Genomic DNA, 13550 nt, shown 5'->3' with positions numbered 1-13550 from the left:
TCGCGTACCGGCCGATGGCGGCGGGCGTTATTGTTCGGGCTGCAGCGTCATGCGGATACGCTGGTCGTCGCTGCCGTCTACCTCAGAGCGCGCCTGTACGACTTCCTGGTCGATGAAATACTCCAGCCGTCCGCCTTCAAAGTGGTCGCCGCCCTGATCCAGCTCGGCCTGGTCGATCAGCTCAACCCGGCGTTCGGCTACGTGATACACAATGCGCCGGGCGTGGCCTTCAATGGGCGCTTTGTTGGGGTTGGGGCGGTGGCGCAGGTAGGCGCGCTCACCAAACGAGGTGGCGCGCGAGAGCTCGCCGGCGTCGTTGCGCTGTATTTCAATCCGGGCGCCGTGCAGGCGCATTTCGCCCTGGCGTATCTTGACGTTGCCGCGATACACCGCCGTGCCGGCGCGCTGGTCGAGATCCAGACGGTCGGCTTCGACCTTGACCGGCGCGGCCGGCGGTGTCTGGGCGGAAACGGCGCCGGCCAAGCCCAGGCCCAGCGTTGCAGCGCCAAGGGCAGCGATGAGAAAAGCAGACAGGCGTCGGGTCATGGGGTGTCCTCAGGCGATGCCGTGGTCGGTGGATGATAGCCGCGTACCTGGTCGGTCAGGCGCACTTTGCCCGTGTCCAGCCAGGCGTCCAGCCTTTGTGCGCGCATGCGCTGCGGGGGCTGCTGGAGCGTCACCGGGGTGTCGCTCCAGGCGTGGCGCGTAGCGCTATCGTAGTAAAGCCGTTGGGTATCGAGCTGCCAGCCTTCGTTCGGCGCCGTTAACCGGGCATCGCCTTCCAGCATCAGCCGCTGCTGCTCGTCAAGGGTACCTGTGTTGGCGGTGGCCTGCCATTGGCGCTGCCGGCTGTCGATCAGCGTGGCGCGCGGGGTCTTGAGCCGGGTCATGGCTTGCTGAGGCGTATGGATGATGTGCGGCGAGGCAAGGCGCTGGGTCAGCCGGCCGGTTTCGTCGTAGCGCTTGAGTTCGGCGTTGTCGATGACGTGGCCGGGCTCTTGCGCTCGGGCGCCGGGATCGGGCGCGGCGTCACGGGTGTCGCGCTGGTCCAGCCACGCCAGCAGCGCGCCAAGGGCAACAATCACAAGCGCCAGCCACAGGCGTTTTTGCAGCCGAAAAAGCCGGTTGAAAGCGCTGCTCATGATGCCGGCGCGTGCCGATAGCGGGCCATGATGCTGTCCCAGTGGCCCTGGGCGGCAAGCAGCGCGTCGCAGATATCGCGTACCGCGCCGTGGCCGCCTGCGCGCGGGGTCACCCAGTCGGCGTGTTGTTGCATATAGGCCGGGGCGTTGGGCACGCTGATGCCCACGCCTGCGGCCTCGATGGCCGCCAGATCCGGCAGGTCGTCGCCGCAGTAGGCGACCTGCTCAAGCTCGATATCGAGCTTGGCACAAAGGGCGGTGAGCGCTTCGAGCTTGTTGTCGCAGCCCTGATACAGATGGGCGATCCCCAGCGCTTTGGCACGCTGTGTGACCATTGCCGAGTCTCGCCCGGTGATCAGTGCCACAGAAATGCCCACGCGTTTTAATAGCTTGAGGCCGTGGCCGTCTTGGGTATGAAACGCCTTGGTTTCCATGCCGTCGGCCTGAAAGTAAAGGCGTCCGTCGCTGAGCACGCCGTCAACGTCCAGGGCGAGAAGGCGTGTGCGTGCAAGCGTGGCGCTGGGCGCAACAAAAGAGTGAGGCATACAGCAGGCTCCGAAAAACAGGCTCCAAAAAAACAGGCTTTGAAAAAACAGGCTTTGAAAAACAGGTTCCGCAAAACAGGTCCCGCAAAACAGTCGATCAAAGGCGTTACCGCCGGCGCTAGATAACACCGCTGGCCAGCAGGTCGTGCATGTGCAAGGCACCGATCGGACGCTGATGCTCATCTACCACGGCAAGTGCGGTGATCTTGCCGTCTTCCATGATACGCACCGCCTCGGCGGCAAGCACGTCCGGGGCGATGCGCCGGCCCGGGCGCGTCATGACTTCATCGACCGTCAGGCGAAGTACGTCCTGATGCCGATCCAGCGTACGCCGCAGGTCGCCGTCGGTATACACGCCGGCCAGGGTGCCGTCAGCGTTGACCACGCAGGTAAAGCCCAGCCCCTGGCGGGTGATTTCCAGCAGGGCGTCGCGCAGCGGGCTGCCAAGCGGTACCCGGGGCAGGCGCTCGCCGCTGTGCATGATGTCGGCCACGCGCAGCAAAAGCCGCTTGCCCAGGCTACCGCCGGGGTGGGACAGCGCAAACTGCTCAGCGGTAAAGCCGCGCGCTTCAAGGAGTGCGACCGCCAGCGCATCGCCCAGCGCCAGCGCTGCCGTGGTGGAGCTGGTGGGGGCCAGATCCAGCGGGCAGGCTTCGCGCGCAACGCCGCTGTCGAGGTGGGCGTCGGCGTGATGGGCAAGCGTGGAGTCCGCCCGGCCGGTCATGCTCACCAGCGGCACGCCCAGGCGCTTGAGCAGCGGCAGCAGGGCGGTGACCTCGGCGGTTTCGCCGGAGTTGGACAGCGCCAGCACCAGATCGGTCGGGGTGATCATGCCCAGATCGCCGTGGCTGGCCTCGCCGGGGTGGACGAAAAAGGCCGGGGTGCCGGTGCTGGCAAGCGTGGCGGCCAGCTTGCCGCCGATGTGGCCGGATTTGCCCATGCCGGTGACGACCACGCGCCCCTGGCAGGCCAGAATCAGCTCGCAGGCGCGGTCGAAGTGGGCGTCCAGTTTGGCCTTGAGACCGCCAATGGCGGCCTGTTCTACGGTCAGAGTACGCAGCGCGCTGTCACGCGGGGAGACAAAAGCGTCGGTTGCATGAGACATGTGTGGCTCTTCTGTGAGGGGGTGGCTCTTTTGTGACATGACACGATAACGTCGCTGTGACGTTGGGTTCAGGGCCGGATGATACGATGGCGAAGCGCTTGCGCGCATCGCGGCTGCCCGGCGAGGGCAAGGTATCGTATCATTGCCGGCCAAATAGCCGAGCAGTTTATCCGCCGGCGCATGGATTCCGCCGGAGTATCGCGTTAAAGTACGCTGTTCGATAACCGCTGCGGGCGATGTGCGCCGTCGCCGGCGCAATGTCTCGTCGGGCACAGTCTGGCCCGACGTTTTGTGAATCAGACGAGAGTGCCATGACGGATTCGGCCTTTATTGAAGTGGAAAACCTGCACTTTTCCCGCGGGGGAAGGGCCATTTTTCGCGGCGTCAACCTGTCTATTCCGCGGGGCAGGGTGACGGGCATCATGGGCCCCAGCGGCACGGGGAAAACCACGCTGCTCAAGCTGATCGGCGGCCAGCTGACCCCGGATCGGGGACGCGTGCTGATCGACGGCGAGGACGTGCACCGGCTGTCGCGCAAGGCGCTGTTTGCGCTGCGCCGGCGCATGGGCATGCTGTTTCAAAGCGGCGCGCTGTTTTCCGATCTGGACGTGTTTGAGAACGTGGCGTTTCCGCTGCGGGTACACACCGACCTGCCCGATGCCATGATCCGCGATATTGTGCTGCTCAAGCTGCAGGCGGTGGGGCTGCGCGGCGCTCGCGCGCTGACGCCGGCCGAGCTTTCCGGCGGCATGGCACGGCGCGTGGCGCTGGCCAGAGCCGTGGCGCTGGACCCGGAGCTGGTGCTCTATGACGAGCCGTTTGTCGGCCAGGACCCCATTGCCAAGGGCGTGCTGGTGCAGCTGACTAAGCGGCTGGGCGAGGCGCTGTCGCTGACTTCCATTGTGGTTTCCCACGACATTCGAGAAACCATCAGCATTGCCGACTATCTGTATCTAATCGCTGACGGCGGGATTGTTGCCCACGGCACGCCGGCGACCCTTGATACCCACGACGATGCCCGTGTCAGCCAGTTCATGCACGGTGAGCCTGACGGCCCCGTGCCGTTTCACTACCCGGCGCCGCCCTTTTATCGCGACATTCTCGGCGCCGATGCGGCGGGGTCTATTCAGGGAGCAAACTAGATGGCGGCAGGTTTTTGGCAAGGGTGCGCGCGCACCTTCTCACGGCTGGCAGCGCCGCTAACGCGTCTGGGGCGCCGGGGGTGCAACGCCGTCGAGGCGTTGGGGCGGGCGAGTCTTTTCGTCGCCGGCTCGGTAGTGGGCATTCCCTCGGGCGAGGGAGTTCGTCTGTGGCTGCGTCAGATGCACTTTGTCGGTGTGCTGTCGCTGGCGATTGTGCTGGTGTCAGGGCTTTTTATCGGCATGGTGCTTGCTCTTCAGGGCTATACCATCCTGATTGATTTCGGCGCCGAGCAGGCGCTGGGGCAGATGGTATCGCTGTCGCTTTTACGCGAGCTGGCGCCGGTGGTGGCGGCGCTTTTGTTTGCCGGCCGTGCCGGCTCGGCGCTGACCGCGGAAATCGGCCTGATGAAAGCCACCGAGCAGCTGACCAGTATGGAGATGATCGGCGTGGATCCGCTGCGCCGCGTGGTGGCGCCGCGCCTTTGGGCCGGCTTTGTCTCGCTGCCGCTTTTGACCATTGGCTTTAGCGTGGTGGGCATCTGGGGCGGCTATCTGGTGGGCGTGCAGTGGCTGGGCGTGTCCGAGGGCTCTTTCTGGAGCAACATGCAGGCAAGCGTGACGTTTTTCGCCGACGTGGGCAACGGCATGATCAAAAGCCTGGTGTTTGCCCTGGTGGTCACCTGGATTGCGGTGTTTCAGGGCTATGACCTCATCCCGACGTCCGAAGGGATTTCCCGGGCGACCACGCGCACCGTGGTGTATTCCTCGCTTGCGGTTCTGGGGCTGGATTTTGTGCTGACCGCCGTCATGTTTGGCGGCCTTTAAACGCGGGAGCAGATGCATGCAACGCAGTAAAACCGTTGAGTTCGGGGTAGGGCTTTTTATCCTTGCGGGGATTTTGGGGCTGGTTTTTCTGGGCCTGCGCGTCAGCGGTCTGACGCTTTCGGCCCCGTCGGAAACCTTCCGGCTTGACGCCAACTTTTCCGATATCGGCAGTCTCAAGCCGCGCGCCCGCGTCACCATGGCCGGGGTGACGGTGGGCCGAGTGGAGTCCATTGACCTGGATACGCAGTGGTTTGACGCCCGGGTGAAAATGCGCCTGGACGGCGAGCTTGAAGGCGAACTTTCCCGCGATACCACAGCGGCGATTCTGACCGCGGGCCTGCTCGGCGAGCAGTACGTAGGGCTTAGCGTGGGCGGTGATCCGGAGATGTTGGCAGACGGCGACACCATCCGCGATACCCAGTCGGCGCTGGTGCTTGAAGAGCTGATCCAGCAGTTCGTATCGAGTATGGTCAAAGACTAAGGTTAAGCGGCACTCATTGATTTAGCGAGGAAGCGTATGAAGCTCACACATTGGCTAAGCGGCGGCGTGCTGGCCGTCTCTCTTGCGCTCGGCGCGCCGCTTTATGCCCAGCAGCAAACCCCTGAAGCGCTGATTCGGGATAACGTTACCGACTTTATGTCAGAGCTGAACGCCCGGGAAGACTACTACGCCAACAACATCGACGAGCTCAAGCAGCTGGTGGATGAAAGCCTCGATGAAGTGGCGGATTTTCGCTACATCGGCGCCAGCGTGATGGGCAGCTATTTTCGCAACGCAACCCCTGAGCAGCGCCGCCGTTTCGTGGATGTGTTTCGCCAGACGCTGATCGACACCTATACCCGGGGGCTTGTGACGTTTGACTACGACGAGCTGCGCGTGGTCAACGATCAGCGCCCGCAGCGCTACGAGGATCGGGCCAGCGTCGAGATGGAAATCGTGGCGAATAGCGGCGATATCTATCCGGTCAGCTATAGCCTGCGCCTTGACGACGACGAGTGGCGCGTGGTCAACGTCATCGTCAACGGCATCAACCTGGGGCTGACGTTTCGCAACCAGTTCGATCAGGCCATGCGGGAGAACAACCGCGACTACGACGCCGCGATTCGTGACTGGTCGCCAGGCGTTGGCGTGGATGAGCTGGAAGAAGGGAGCGGCAGTTGACAACGCTTTTTTCCCGCCACGGCGTGGTGCTGACGGCCACAGCCGACGGACTTGAGGTCAGCGGCAACCTGGGCACCGGCGTTGCCGCCGATCTGGCCACAGCCGGCGAACAGTGGCTAACGCGCGGCGAAGCGGCTTCGCTGACGCTGGATTTTCGCGGCGTCGAGCGGGCCAGCAGTGCCGCCATCAGCGTGCTTTTGCAGTGGCTGCGCACCTGTCGGGGCTGTGACGTCAGCGTCGATCAGATCCGGCTCTCTGAACCGCTTCGGCGGCTGACACAGCTGGCCGAGCTGGATACCCTGTTCGACCGGCCGGCGGCCTAGCCTGTCGCAGCGCCAATCGCCAAACCGCCGGCTTTTCTTTATCATGGCCGCTGCTTTCTTTTTTTGACGGTTTTACAGGAGTGTTCTGCCCATGCAACCCACTGAGGTAAAAGCGCTGCTCGCGTCGCGTCTCGAAAACTGTGATTTTCATGTTCAGGGGGAAGGCTGCGACTTTCAGGTGATCGCCGTAGGCGAGGTCTTTGACGGCCTGTCGCCGGTCAAGCGCCAGAAGCTGGTATACGGCGCGCTCAAGGACGAAATCGCCTCGGGCGCGCTGCATGCCATCAGTATCAAAACCTACACGCCGGCGCAGTGGCAAAGCGCGCCGGAAAACGTGGGGTAGTGCCGAGCGCATGGATAAATTGATCATTACCGGCGGCGGGCCTGTTGACGGTCAGGTCTGGGCCAGCGGGGCAAAAAACGCCGCGCTGCCCATTCTATGTGCCAGCCTGCTGGCCGATGGCCCGGTGACCATCGGTAATTTGCCCCACCTTCAGGACATCACCACCACCCTGGAGCTGCTGGGGCGGATGGGCGTCGAGCCGGTCATGGGCGAGCGGCTCAGCATTCAGCTGGACGGCTCCCAGGTTACCGACTGCCACGCGCCCTACGAGCTGGTAAAAAAGATGCGCGCCTCTATTCTGGTGCTGGGGCCGCTGCTGGCGCACTTTGGCCATGCCGACGTGTCGCTGCCCGGCGGCTGCGCCATCGGCTCGCGACCGGTTGACCTGCACCTGCGCGGCCTGGAAAGCATGGGGGCCGACATCCGCGTGGAAGGCGGCTATATTCGTGCCAAGGTAGACGGGCGGCTGCACGGCGCGACGATCTTTTTCGATACCGTGACGGTAACCGGCACCGAAAATCTGCTGATGGCAGCCACGCTTGCCGACGGCACCACGGTGCTGGAAAACGCCGCGCGCGAACCGGAGATCATTGATCTGGCCGAGTGCCTGATCAAAATGGGCGCCGACATTCGCGGGCACGGCACCGATACCATTGTAATCGAGGGCGTAAAGCGGCTGCACGGCTGCGAGCACGACGTGATGCCCGACCGCATTGAAACCGGCACTTTTCTGGTTGCCGCGGCGATGACCGGCGGGCGGGTGAAAGTGACGCGCACCCGGGCGGATATGCTTGAGGCGGTACTGGCCAAGCTCGAAGAGGCCGGGGCCGAGATTGTCTGCGGCGATGACTGGATACGCCTGGATATGCACGGCAAGCGCCCGCGCGCGGTGAATATTCGCACCGCGCCGTATCCGGCGTTTCCTACCGATATGCAAGCGCAGTTCGTGGCGCTGAACGCGGTGGCAAAAGGCAGCGCCCGGGTGGTGGAAACCATCTTCGAGAATCGCTTTATGCACGTCCAAGAGCTCAATCGCATGGGGGCCGATATTGCCCTTGAAGGCAATACCGCGCTGATTACCGGCGTTGAAACCCTGTCCGGCGCACCGGTGATGGCCACGGATCTGCGCGCCTCGGCGTCGCTGGTTATTGCCGCGATGATGGCCGAAGGCGAAACTCAGGTCGATCGTATTTATCATATTGATCGCGGCTATGAGTGCATCGAAGAGAAACTGCAGCAGCTGGGCGCGTGTATCCGCCGTATTCCGGGATAGCGCCGCGGATCAACCGGCCTGCTTACCATGCGATAACCATTGGCGATAACCATGAGCAAGCAACTGATTTTGGCGCTTTCCAAGGGGCGCATACTGGAGGAAACCCTGCCGCTGCTGGCCGATGCGGGGATTACGCCGGCGGAAGATCTGGGCAAAAGCCGCAAACTGCTGTTTGATACCAACCTGGCGCACGTCAAACTGGTGGTCATCCGCGCCACCGACGTGCCTACCTACGTGCAGCTGGGCGCGGCCGATATGGGCATTGCCGGCAAAGACGTGCTGCTGGAACACGGCACCGACAGCCTGTACGAGCCGCTTGATCTTGGTATTGCCCGCTGCCGACTGATGACGGCCGGCAGCCAAGGGGAGTGCTCCGGCCGCGCCCGGCGCCGGGTGGCGACCAAGTTTGTCAACGTGGCCCGGCGCTACTATGCAAGCCAAGGCATTCAGGCCGAGGTCATCAAGCTTTATGGTGCCATGGAGCTGGCACCGATCATGAACCTGGCCGATGAAATCGTCGATATCGTTGACACCGGCAACACCCTGCGCGCCAACGGCATGGAGCCGCGTGAGCTGATTGAACATATCAGCACTCGCCTGGTGGTGAACAAGGCATCGATGACTATGAAGCATGACCGAGTCAAGCCGCTCATCGCGGCGCTGGAAGCCGCCGTTGACAAGCGAGCGGTGAACGAAGCCGGCGCCTAGGCGCGGCTGCCTGCACGGCGATTTACCCGGATTAACAAGGCGAGGTGACCTATGAACGCGACGGCTGGCACAGCGGGCATTGCCCGGCTTGCTACTCAAACGGCCGATTTCGATCAGCGGCTGAACGCGCTGCTGGACTGGGAGGGCGTGTCGGATCATGCCGTCCAGGCGCGGGTCGATGACATCTTATCAAGCGTCAAAGCCCGCGGCGACGCCGCCGTGATCGAGGCGACCAACCGCTTTGATCGTCTGTCGGCAACGTCGATGCAGGAGCTGACACTGACGCCTGCGCGTCTTGAGCAGGCGTTCAACGGGCTTCCCGACGAGCAGCGCGAGGCGCTGGCCGCGGCCGCCGAGCGCATCCGCCGCTATCACGAGCACCAAAAGCCGGCATCCTGGCAGTACACCGAAGCCGACGGCACGGTGCTGGGCCAGCAGGTTGCGCCGCTGGATCGGGCGGGGATTTATGTGCCCGGAGGCAAGGCGGCGTATCCCTCATCGGTGCTGATGAACGCCATCCCCGCCCACGTTGCCGGCGTCAGTGAGATCGTCATGGTGGTGCCGACGCCGGACGGCGTGTTGAACGAGCTGGTGCTGGCGGCGGCGCACCTGGCCGGGGTGGACCATGTTTTTACCCTGGGCGGCGCTCAGGCGGTAGCAGCACTGGCGTACGGCACCGAGACCGTGCCCCGGGTGGATAAAATCGTCGGGCCCGGCAATATCTATGTGGCCACGGCCAAGCGCGCGGTATTCGGCCAAGTGGGCATCGACATGATCGCCGGCCCATCGGAAATTCTGGTGGTGGCCGACGGCGGCACCGACCCTGACTGGCTGGCGATGGATCTTTTTTCCCAGGCAGAGCACGACGAGGACGCTCAGGCCATCCTGGTCAGCTGGGATGAAGCGGTGCTTGACGCCGTGGAAGCGTCCATCGAGCGATTGCTGCCTACGCTGGAGCGCCGGGATATTATCCGCGCATCGCTCAGCGCTCGGGGCGCGCTCATCCACTGCGAGAACGAACAGGAAGCCGTTGCCATCATCAATCGCATCGCGCCGGAACACCTGGAGCTTTCCGTGGCCGATCCGCAACGCTGGCTGCCCGACGTGCGCCACGCCGGGGCGATCTTCATGGGCCGCTATACCGCCGAGGCGCTGGGGGACTACTGCGCCGGCCCCAACCACGTACTGCCAACCTCCGGCACCGCTCGGTTCTCTTCGCCGCTGGGCGTGTACGACTTCCAGAAGCGCTCCTCGCTGATTCAATGCTCGCCGGAAGGCGCGGCTGCGCTGGGTGAGGTGGCGTCAATCCTGGCCCGGGGCGAGTCGCTGACCGCCCATGCCCGTTCGGCCGAGTATCGTCTGAAGCGCTAGGGCCGGCTAGCGCGGGGGCGTCGGCTGCTGCAGCGGCTCGCTGCGCGCCCGAGAGCGGGCGGGTACCGGGCGCTCGCCCACGGTCAGCGTTACGCGCTGGGTCTCGCCGCTGCGCACGATGGTGAGTTCCACGTCGGCGCCGGGTGTCAGCTCGGCGATGTCGCTCATGGTGCTGCGGGCATCGAGTATCGGCTCGCCGTTCAGCGCCAGCAGCACGTCACCCGGCTGTAGCCCGGCGCGCTCCGCCGGGCCGTCGGGTACTACGCCGGCGATGATCATTCCCTGGGGGGTGCGCAGCCCGAAAGAAGCCGCCAGCTCCCGGGACAGCGCCTGGGCTTCGATGCCCAGCCAGCCGCGAATCACCCGCCCTTTAGTTACCAGCTCGTCCATGATGCCGTGGGCCAGGTTGGCCGGAATGGCAAAGCCAATGCCCTGAGACCCGCCGGAGCGTGAAAATATCGCTGTGTTGATGCCCACCAAGGCGCCGTCCGGATTGATCAGCGCGCCGCCGGAGTTGCCGGGGTTGATGGCCGCGTCGGTCTGAATAAAATCTTCATAGGCACTCAGCCCTAAATGGCTGCGGCCGGTTGCGCTGATAATGCCCATGGTCACGGTCTGCCCGACGCCGAACGGGTTGCCGATAGCAAGGGCGACGTCGCCGACGGCTACGCTGGCCGAGTCCGTCAGTTTGATACTGGGCAAAGCATCCAGCGGAATGCGCAGCACGGCCAGATCGCTTTCGGGGTCGGTGCCGATAACCGTTGCCAGCGCTTCGCGGCCGTCACGCAGGGCAACCTGAATCTGATCGGCCCCCTGGATAACGTGGTGGTTGGTCAGCACGTAGCCGTCTTGGCTGACGATAACGCCGGAGCCCAGGCTGGAGAGCATGCGTTGCTGGCTGGTGGTGTCGTCATTGTCGAAAAACTGCTGGAAAAACGGGTCTGACATTAGCGGGTGCTGGTCACGCTCGACAATGCGTGACGAGTAAACGTTGATTACCGCCGGCGCTGCCTGGCGGACAGCGTCAGCGTAGCTGACCGGCCCCTGGCCCCGGGAAAGCGGTGCGCTTGTTGTAATCTGCGGCGCGCTGCGTTCGGGAGCGTCAGCGTTGGAAGACGGCGTGGGCTGGCGCGGGGCGGACGGTGCCGCCGTTGGTTCGGCAAACGGGTTGGGTAGGCGCTGGGGAAACGCCTGTAATAGCAGGGCCGCAAGCAGCACGCCGGCGATTACCGGCCAGAGATAAGGCAGTAGGAAGCGCGGCATGGAGACGTTCCTTGGCGGTCGGGACGTATCTGCAAAGGCAGGCGCTGCCTGGCAGGTCGGGTTCGCCCGCGCCAGGTCGATTCTAGAATAGCGCATGGTAACATTGTTGCCTTCGTTATCTTAACGGTCATAAACAACTTTCAGGGAGGCGGCATGCTGGATCGAGACACGCTGGTGGCGGCGTGCGAACAGCGCCTGGGGGCGCAGCGGTTCAAGGACTTTACGGTCAACGGCCTGCAGGTAGAAGGGCGAGCCCGGGTGGCGCGAGTGCTCAGCGGCGTGACTGCCTGCCAGGCCCTGCTTGACGAGGCGGTGGACTGGCAGGCGGATCTGGTGCTGGTACACCACGGCTATTTCTGGAAAAACGAGCCGGTGGCGCTGACCGGTATGAAGCAGCGCCGACTCAAAACGCTGCTGGCGCACGATATCAATCTGTTGGCCTATCATCTGCCGCTGGATGCCCATGCAACCCTTGGCAACAACGCCGAGCTCGGCCGGCTGATGGGCTGGCAGGTGGAGCGCTGTTTGGACGGTGAGCTTGGCGAGGGGCTTTTATGGCTGGGGCGTACGCCAAAGCCCCAGAGCCTGGCAGCGCTCGCCGCCGGCGTGGCTACCACGCTGAACCGCGAGCCGACGGTGGTAGAAGCGCCGGGCGTCGGCGAGATTGAGCGCATTGCCTGGTGTACCGGCGGCGCTCAGGACATGATCAGCGCAGCGCACGAAGGCGGTGCCCAGGCATTTGTTTCCGGCGAGATTTCCGAGCGTACAACGCATCTTGCCCGTGAGCTGGGCATTCACTATCTGGCCGCCGGCCACCATGCCACCGAGCGTTACGGCGTGCAGGCGCTGGGAGAATGGCTGGCAACAGCGTACGGCATTACTCACCGCTTTGTGGATATTGATAACCCCGCCTGACGGCGGGCCTTTTTGGTGCTTAGTGCTTAAGTGTTTAAGTGTTTAAGTGTTTAAGTGTTTAAGCGCTTAGTGCTTAGTGCTTGGGCGTTGGGCGAAGTGCTGCGGGTCGCGTTCGGCTGCGGCGTTGTCCTTGAGGCCGAAACCTTCTGAGAGCGTACCGCCCTGGCCGTCTGCGGCGTAGTCACGGGGCGGCTCGCCGGCGCCGGCGGGACCGGCCGGTGTTGCCGCGTATGCTGTGTCGTCCGCCAGCGGTTCGTGACTGGCTACGTGCAGCAGGTCAGCGTCGTAGGGCGTGCGAGGGGCATCGTCCAGCCCCCACTCCACGGCTTGATGGCCAAGGCGCTGTTCAAGCTGGGTGAGCAGGCGGCGCGCTTCCTTTACCTGGCGGTGCGTGCTGCCCAGATGGCTTTGCATATCGGCTTTGCGTTCGGCAATCTGTCGCTCTTTTTCCAGCAGATCGAGTTTTATGCTGGAGAGCTGGCGCTGGCTTCTGCTCAGCAAGCGATAGCCGAAAGCGCCGATGATCACGCCGATGAAAAGGCCAATAAAGGCAAACGTTAACTGAAGGCTTGCTTCTTCCACGCTGTTGCTCCCTGATTGCCGGATTGAAACCCGCCGTGCCGTGCGGGCGGTGTTTTCCTGGCGCTATTATAGGCGCGTGTCGGCTGCTGCGGTCAATTGGATCGTGCCGCGCAGCCGGCTGCGTGCTGCCTGCCGGGGGCATATAATCGCTGTTGGGCCATACAGGAGAGCTAACATGGAAACACGCACCGTCCAGCGCCCTGGCGTTCAGGACGCTGACGCCAAGGCTTCGCCGCTATCTCCGGCGGCGCGCTATCAAGCGGACATCGCCAGCGGCGAGCTGGTTTACGACGCGGCCCAAAAGGCGGCTGTCATGGAGCTGCAGCGGCTTTACGATGAGCTGCTTGCACCGCCCCCGGCGCTGCCGGTAACGGCGCGGGGCGGCTTTTTGCGCCGGCTGATAGGCCGCGATAACAAACTGGAAAACATGACGGCCGGCGACGCATCCGTTACCGGGGTCTATCTCTGGGGCGGGGTCGGGCGCGGCAAGACCTGGCTGATGAACACGTTTTTCGCCGCGCTGCCCTTTGCCGATAAAAAGCGCACGCACTTTCATCGGTTCATGCAGTACGTTCACGCCGAGCTTGGCCGCTATAAAGGCGAGAAGAATCCGCTATCGCTGATCGCAACGGACCTGGCGAAACAGGCGCGGGTTATCTGCTTTGACGAGTTTTTTGTCGAGGACATCGGTGATGCCATGATTCTGGCGAACCTGCTTGAGGCGCTGTTTGCGCGCGGCGTTGTGCTTGTAGTGGCATAGTGAATCTGGCCACCTGATTTTGAGTGTATGATCACTCACAGAGACAGTCAGGTGCAGATGATGACGAAGAAGAGAACGTTCAGCCCGGAAT

Annotated in this window: 16 protein-coding genes and 1 pseudogene; 11 read left to right on the top strand and 6 right to left on the bottom strand. The window is 63.5% G+C overall.

From position 1 onward, the window contains the following. Window positions 1–27: 27 nt before the first annotated feature. The 4 genes from lptA to ABD654_RS02750 all read right to left on the bottom strand — a co-directional run bounded on the left by lptA (window position 28) and on the right by ABD654_RS02750 (window position 2792). Window positions 28–546, bottom strand: coding sequence for a lipopolysaccharide transport periplasmic protein LptA (gene lptA / locus ABD654_RS02765; RefSeq protein WP_344702050.1), 519 nt, complete (start codon window positions 544–546; stop codon window positions 28–30). Further along, window positions 543–1142, bottom strand: a complete 600-nt coding sequence (gene lptC / locus ABD654_RS02760) for an LPS export ABC transporter periplasmic protein LptC (RefSeq protein WP_344702048.1) — start codon at window positions 1140–1142, stop codon at window positions 543–545. Before lptC ends, lptA begins: the two co-directional genes overlap by 4 nt. Beyond that, window positions 1139–1687: a KdsC family phosphatase gene (locus ABD654_RS02755; protein ID WP_344702046.1), complete on the bottom strand. Its 549-nt coding sequence runs from the start codon at window positions 1685–1687 to the stop codon at window positions 1139–1141. The genes lptC and ABD654_RS02755 overlap by 4 nt, the downstream gene beginning before the upstream one ends. Before the next feature lie 118 nt (window positions 1688–1805). Next, window positions 1806–2792 (bottom strand): KpsF/GutQ family sugar-phosphate isomerase, encoded by a 987-nt coding sequence (locus ABD654_RS02750; RefSeq protein ID WP_344702044.1) that lies wholly within the window; start codon window positions 2790–2792, stop codon window positions 1806–1808. A gap of 311 nt (window positions 2793–3103) precedes the next feature. On the opposite strand from ABD654_RS02750, the gene ABD654_RS02745 reads away from it, so the two are divergent. From ABD654_RS02745 to hisD, 9 genes are all read left to right on the top strand, one after another. Then, window positions 3104–3934 carry an ABC transporter ATP-binding protein gene (locus ABD654_RS02745; RefSeq protein WP_344702042.1) on the top strand — a complete coding sequence of 277 codons (831 nt, stop codon included), beginning with the start codon at window positions 3104–3106 and terminating at the stop codon, window positions 3932–3934. After that, a complete protein-coding gene (gene mlaE / locus ABD654_RS02740; protein WP_344702040.1) occupies window positions 3935–4759 on the top strand; it encodes a lipid asymmetry maintenance ABC transporter permease subunit MlaE in 825 nt (274 codons plus the stop codon). 16 nt (window positions 4760–4775) lie between these two features. After that, on the top strand, window positions 4776–5240 hold the full coding sequence (gene mlaD, locus ABD654_RS02735) for an outer membrane lipid asymmetry maintenance protein MlaD (RefSeq protein WP_344702038.1): 465 nt from the start codon (window positions 4776–4778) through the stop codon (window positions 5238–5240). Window positions 5241–5276: 36 nt separating this feature from the next. Next, window positions 5277–5921 (top strand): MlaC/ttg2D family ABC transporter substrate-binding protein, encoded by a 645-nt coding sequence (locus ABD654_RS02730; protein WP_344702037.1) that lies wholly within the window; start codon window positions 5277–5279, stop codon window positions 5919–5921. After that, window positions 5918–6244, top strand: coding sequence for an STAS domain-containing protein (locus ABD654_RS02725; RefSeq protein WP_344702036.1), 327 nt, complete (start codon window positions 5918–5920; stop codon window positions 6242–6244). Before ABD654_RS02730 ends, ABD654_RS02725 begins: the two co-directional genes overlap by 4 nt. Window positions 6245–6335: 91 nt before the next feature. Continuing rightward, entirely contained in the window at window positions 6336–6587 is a 252-nt protein-coding gene (locus ABD654_RS02720; RefSeq protein WP_344702035.1) for a BolA family protein, read from the top strand. 10 nt (window positions 6588–6597) lie between these two features. Continuing rightward, entirely contained in the window at window positions 6598–7860 is a 1263-nt protein-coding gene (gene murA / locus ABD654_RS02715) for a UDP-N-acetylglucosamine 1-carboxyvinyltransferase (RefSeq protein ID WP_344702034.1), read from the top strand. A 51-nt stretch (window positions 7861–7911) separates the two neighbouring features. Continuing rightward, complete coding sequence (hisG, locus tag ABD654_RS02710) at window positions 7912–8568, top strand: ATP phosphoribosyltransferase (protein ID WP_344702032.1); 657 nt, start codon at window positions 7912–7914, stop codon at window positions 8566–8568. Window positions 8569–8619: 51 nt separating this feature from the next. Then, on the top strand, window positions 8620–9939 hold the full coding sequence (hisD, locus tag ABD654_RS02705) for a histidinol dehydrogenase (RefSeq protein ID WP_344702030.1): 1320 nt from the start codon (window positions 8620–8622) through the stop codon (window positions 9937–9939). Between the two features lie 6 nt (window positions 9940–9945). On the opposite strand, the gene ABD654_RS02700 is transcribed toward hisD, so the two are convergent. After that, a complete protein-coding gene (locus ABD654_RS02700) occupies window positions 9946–11202 on the bottom strand; it encodes a Do family serine endopeptidase (protein ID WP_344702028.1) in 1257 nt (418 codons plus the stop codon). Between the two features lie 153 nt (window positions 11203–11355). Here ABD654_RS02700 and ABD654_RS02695 point away from each other — a divergent pair, with 153 nt between their 5' ends. Beyond that, a complete protein-coding gene (locus tag ABD654_RS02695; protein WP_344702026.1) occupies window positions 11356–12117 on the top strand; it encodes a Nif3-like dinuclear metal center hexameric protein in 762 nt (253 codons plus the stop codon). Window positions 12118–12183: 66 nt separating this feature from the next. Here ABD654_RS02695 and ABD654_RS02690 read toward each other — a convergent pair whose 3' ends face one another. Further along, complete coding sequence (locus tag ABD654_RS02690) at window positions 12184–12699, bottom strand: ZapG family protein (protein ID WP_344702024.1); 516 nt, start codon at window positions 12697–12699, stop codon at window positions 12184–12186. 175 nt (window positions 12700–12874) lie between these two features. Here ABD654_RS02690 and zapE point away from each other — a divergent pair. Beyond that, window positions 12875–13450, top strand: a pseudogene (gene zapE / locus ABD654_RS02685) (cell division protein ZapE); the annotation flags it as partial. Window positions 13451–13550 lie beyond the last annotated feature (100 nt).

The organism is Halomonas cibimaris, assembly GCF_039537045.1.
In the GTDB taxonomy this organism is placed as follows: Bacteria; Pseudomonadota; Gammaproteobacteria; order Pseudomonadales; family Halomonadaceae; genus Vreelandella; species Vreelandella cibimaris.
Note: the sequence above shows the minus strand (reverse complement) of the source record. Positions and strands in the feature narration are given on the sequence as shown.

What these genes read in the sequence shown, in the direction of transcription:
- hisG (WP_344702032.1), top strand. Translation starts at nt 7,912, where the DNA reads ATGAGCAAGCAACTGATTTTGGCGCTTTCCAAGGGGCGCATACTGGAG.
- lptA (WP_344702050.1), bottom strand. Translation starts at nt 546, where the DNA reads ATGACCCGACGCCTGTCTGCTTTTCTCATCGCTGCCCTTGGCGCTGCA.
- ABD654_RS02720 (WP_344702035.1), top strand. Translation starts at nt 6,336, where the DNA reads ATGCAACCCACTGAGGTAAAAGCGCTGCTCGCGTCGCGTCTCGAAAAC.
- ABD654_RS02745 (WP_344702042.1), top strand. Translation starts at nt 3,104, where the DNA reads ATGACGGATTCGGCCTTTATTGAAGTGGAAAACCTGCACTTTTCCCGC.
- lptC (WP_344702048.1), bottom strand. Translation starts at nt 1,142, where the DNA reads ATGAGCAGCGCTTTCAACCGGCTTTTTCGGCTGCAAAAACGCCTGTGG.
- ABD654_RS02700 (WP_344702028.1), bottom strand. Translation starts at nt 11,202, where the DNA reads ATGCCGCGCTTCCTACTGCCTTATCTCTGGCCGGTAATCGCCGGCGTG.
- hisD (WP_344702030.1), top strand. Translation starts at nt 8,620, where the DNA reads ATGAACGCGACGGCTGGCACAGCGGGCATTGCCCGGCTTGCTACTCAA.
- mlaD (WP_344702038.1), top strand. Translation starts at nt 4,776, where the DNA reads ATGCAACGCAGTAAAACCGTTGAGTTCGGGGTAGGGCTTTTTATCCTT.
- murA (WP_344702034.1), top strand. Translation starts at nt 6,598, where the DNA reads ATGGATAAATTGATCATTACCGGCGGCGGGCCTGTTGACGGTCAGGTC.
- ABD654_RS02695 (WP_344702026.1), top strand. Translation starts at nt 11,356, where the DNA reads ATGCTGGATCGAGACACGCTGGTGGCGGCGTGCGAACAGCGCCTGGGG.
- mlaE (WP_344702040.1), top strand. Translation starts at nt 3,935, where the DNA reads ATGGCGGCAGGTTTTTGGCAAGGGTGCGCGCGCACCTTCTCACGGCTG.
- ABD654_RS02755 (WP_344702046.1), bottom strand. Translation starts at nt 1,687, where the DNA reads ATGCCTCACTCTTTTGTTGCGCCCAGCGCCACGCTTGCACGCACACGC.
- ABD654_RS02730 (WP_344702037.1), top strand. Translation starts at nt 5,277, where the DNA reads ATGAAGCTCACACATTGGCTAAGCGGCGGCGTGCTGGCCGTCTCTCTT.
- ABD654_RS02750 (WP_344702044.1), bottom strand. Translation starts at nt 2,792, where the DNA reads ATGTCTCATGCAACCGACGCTTTTGTCTCCCCGCGTGACAGCGCGCTG.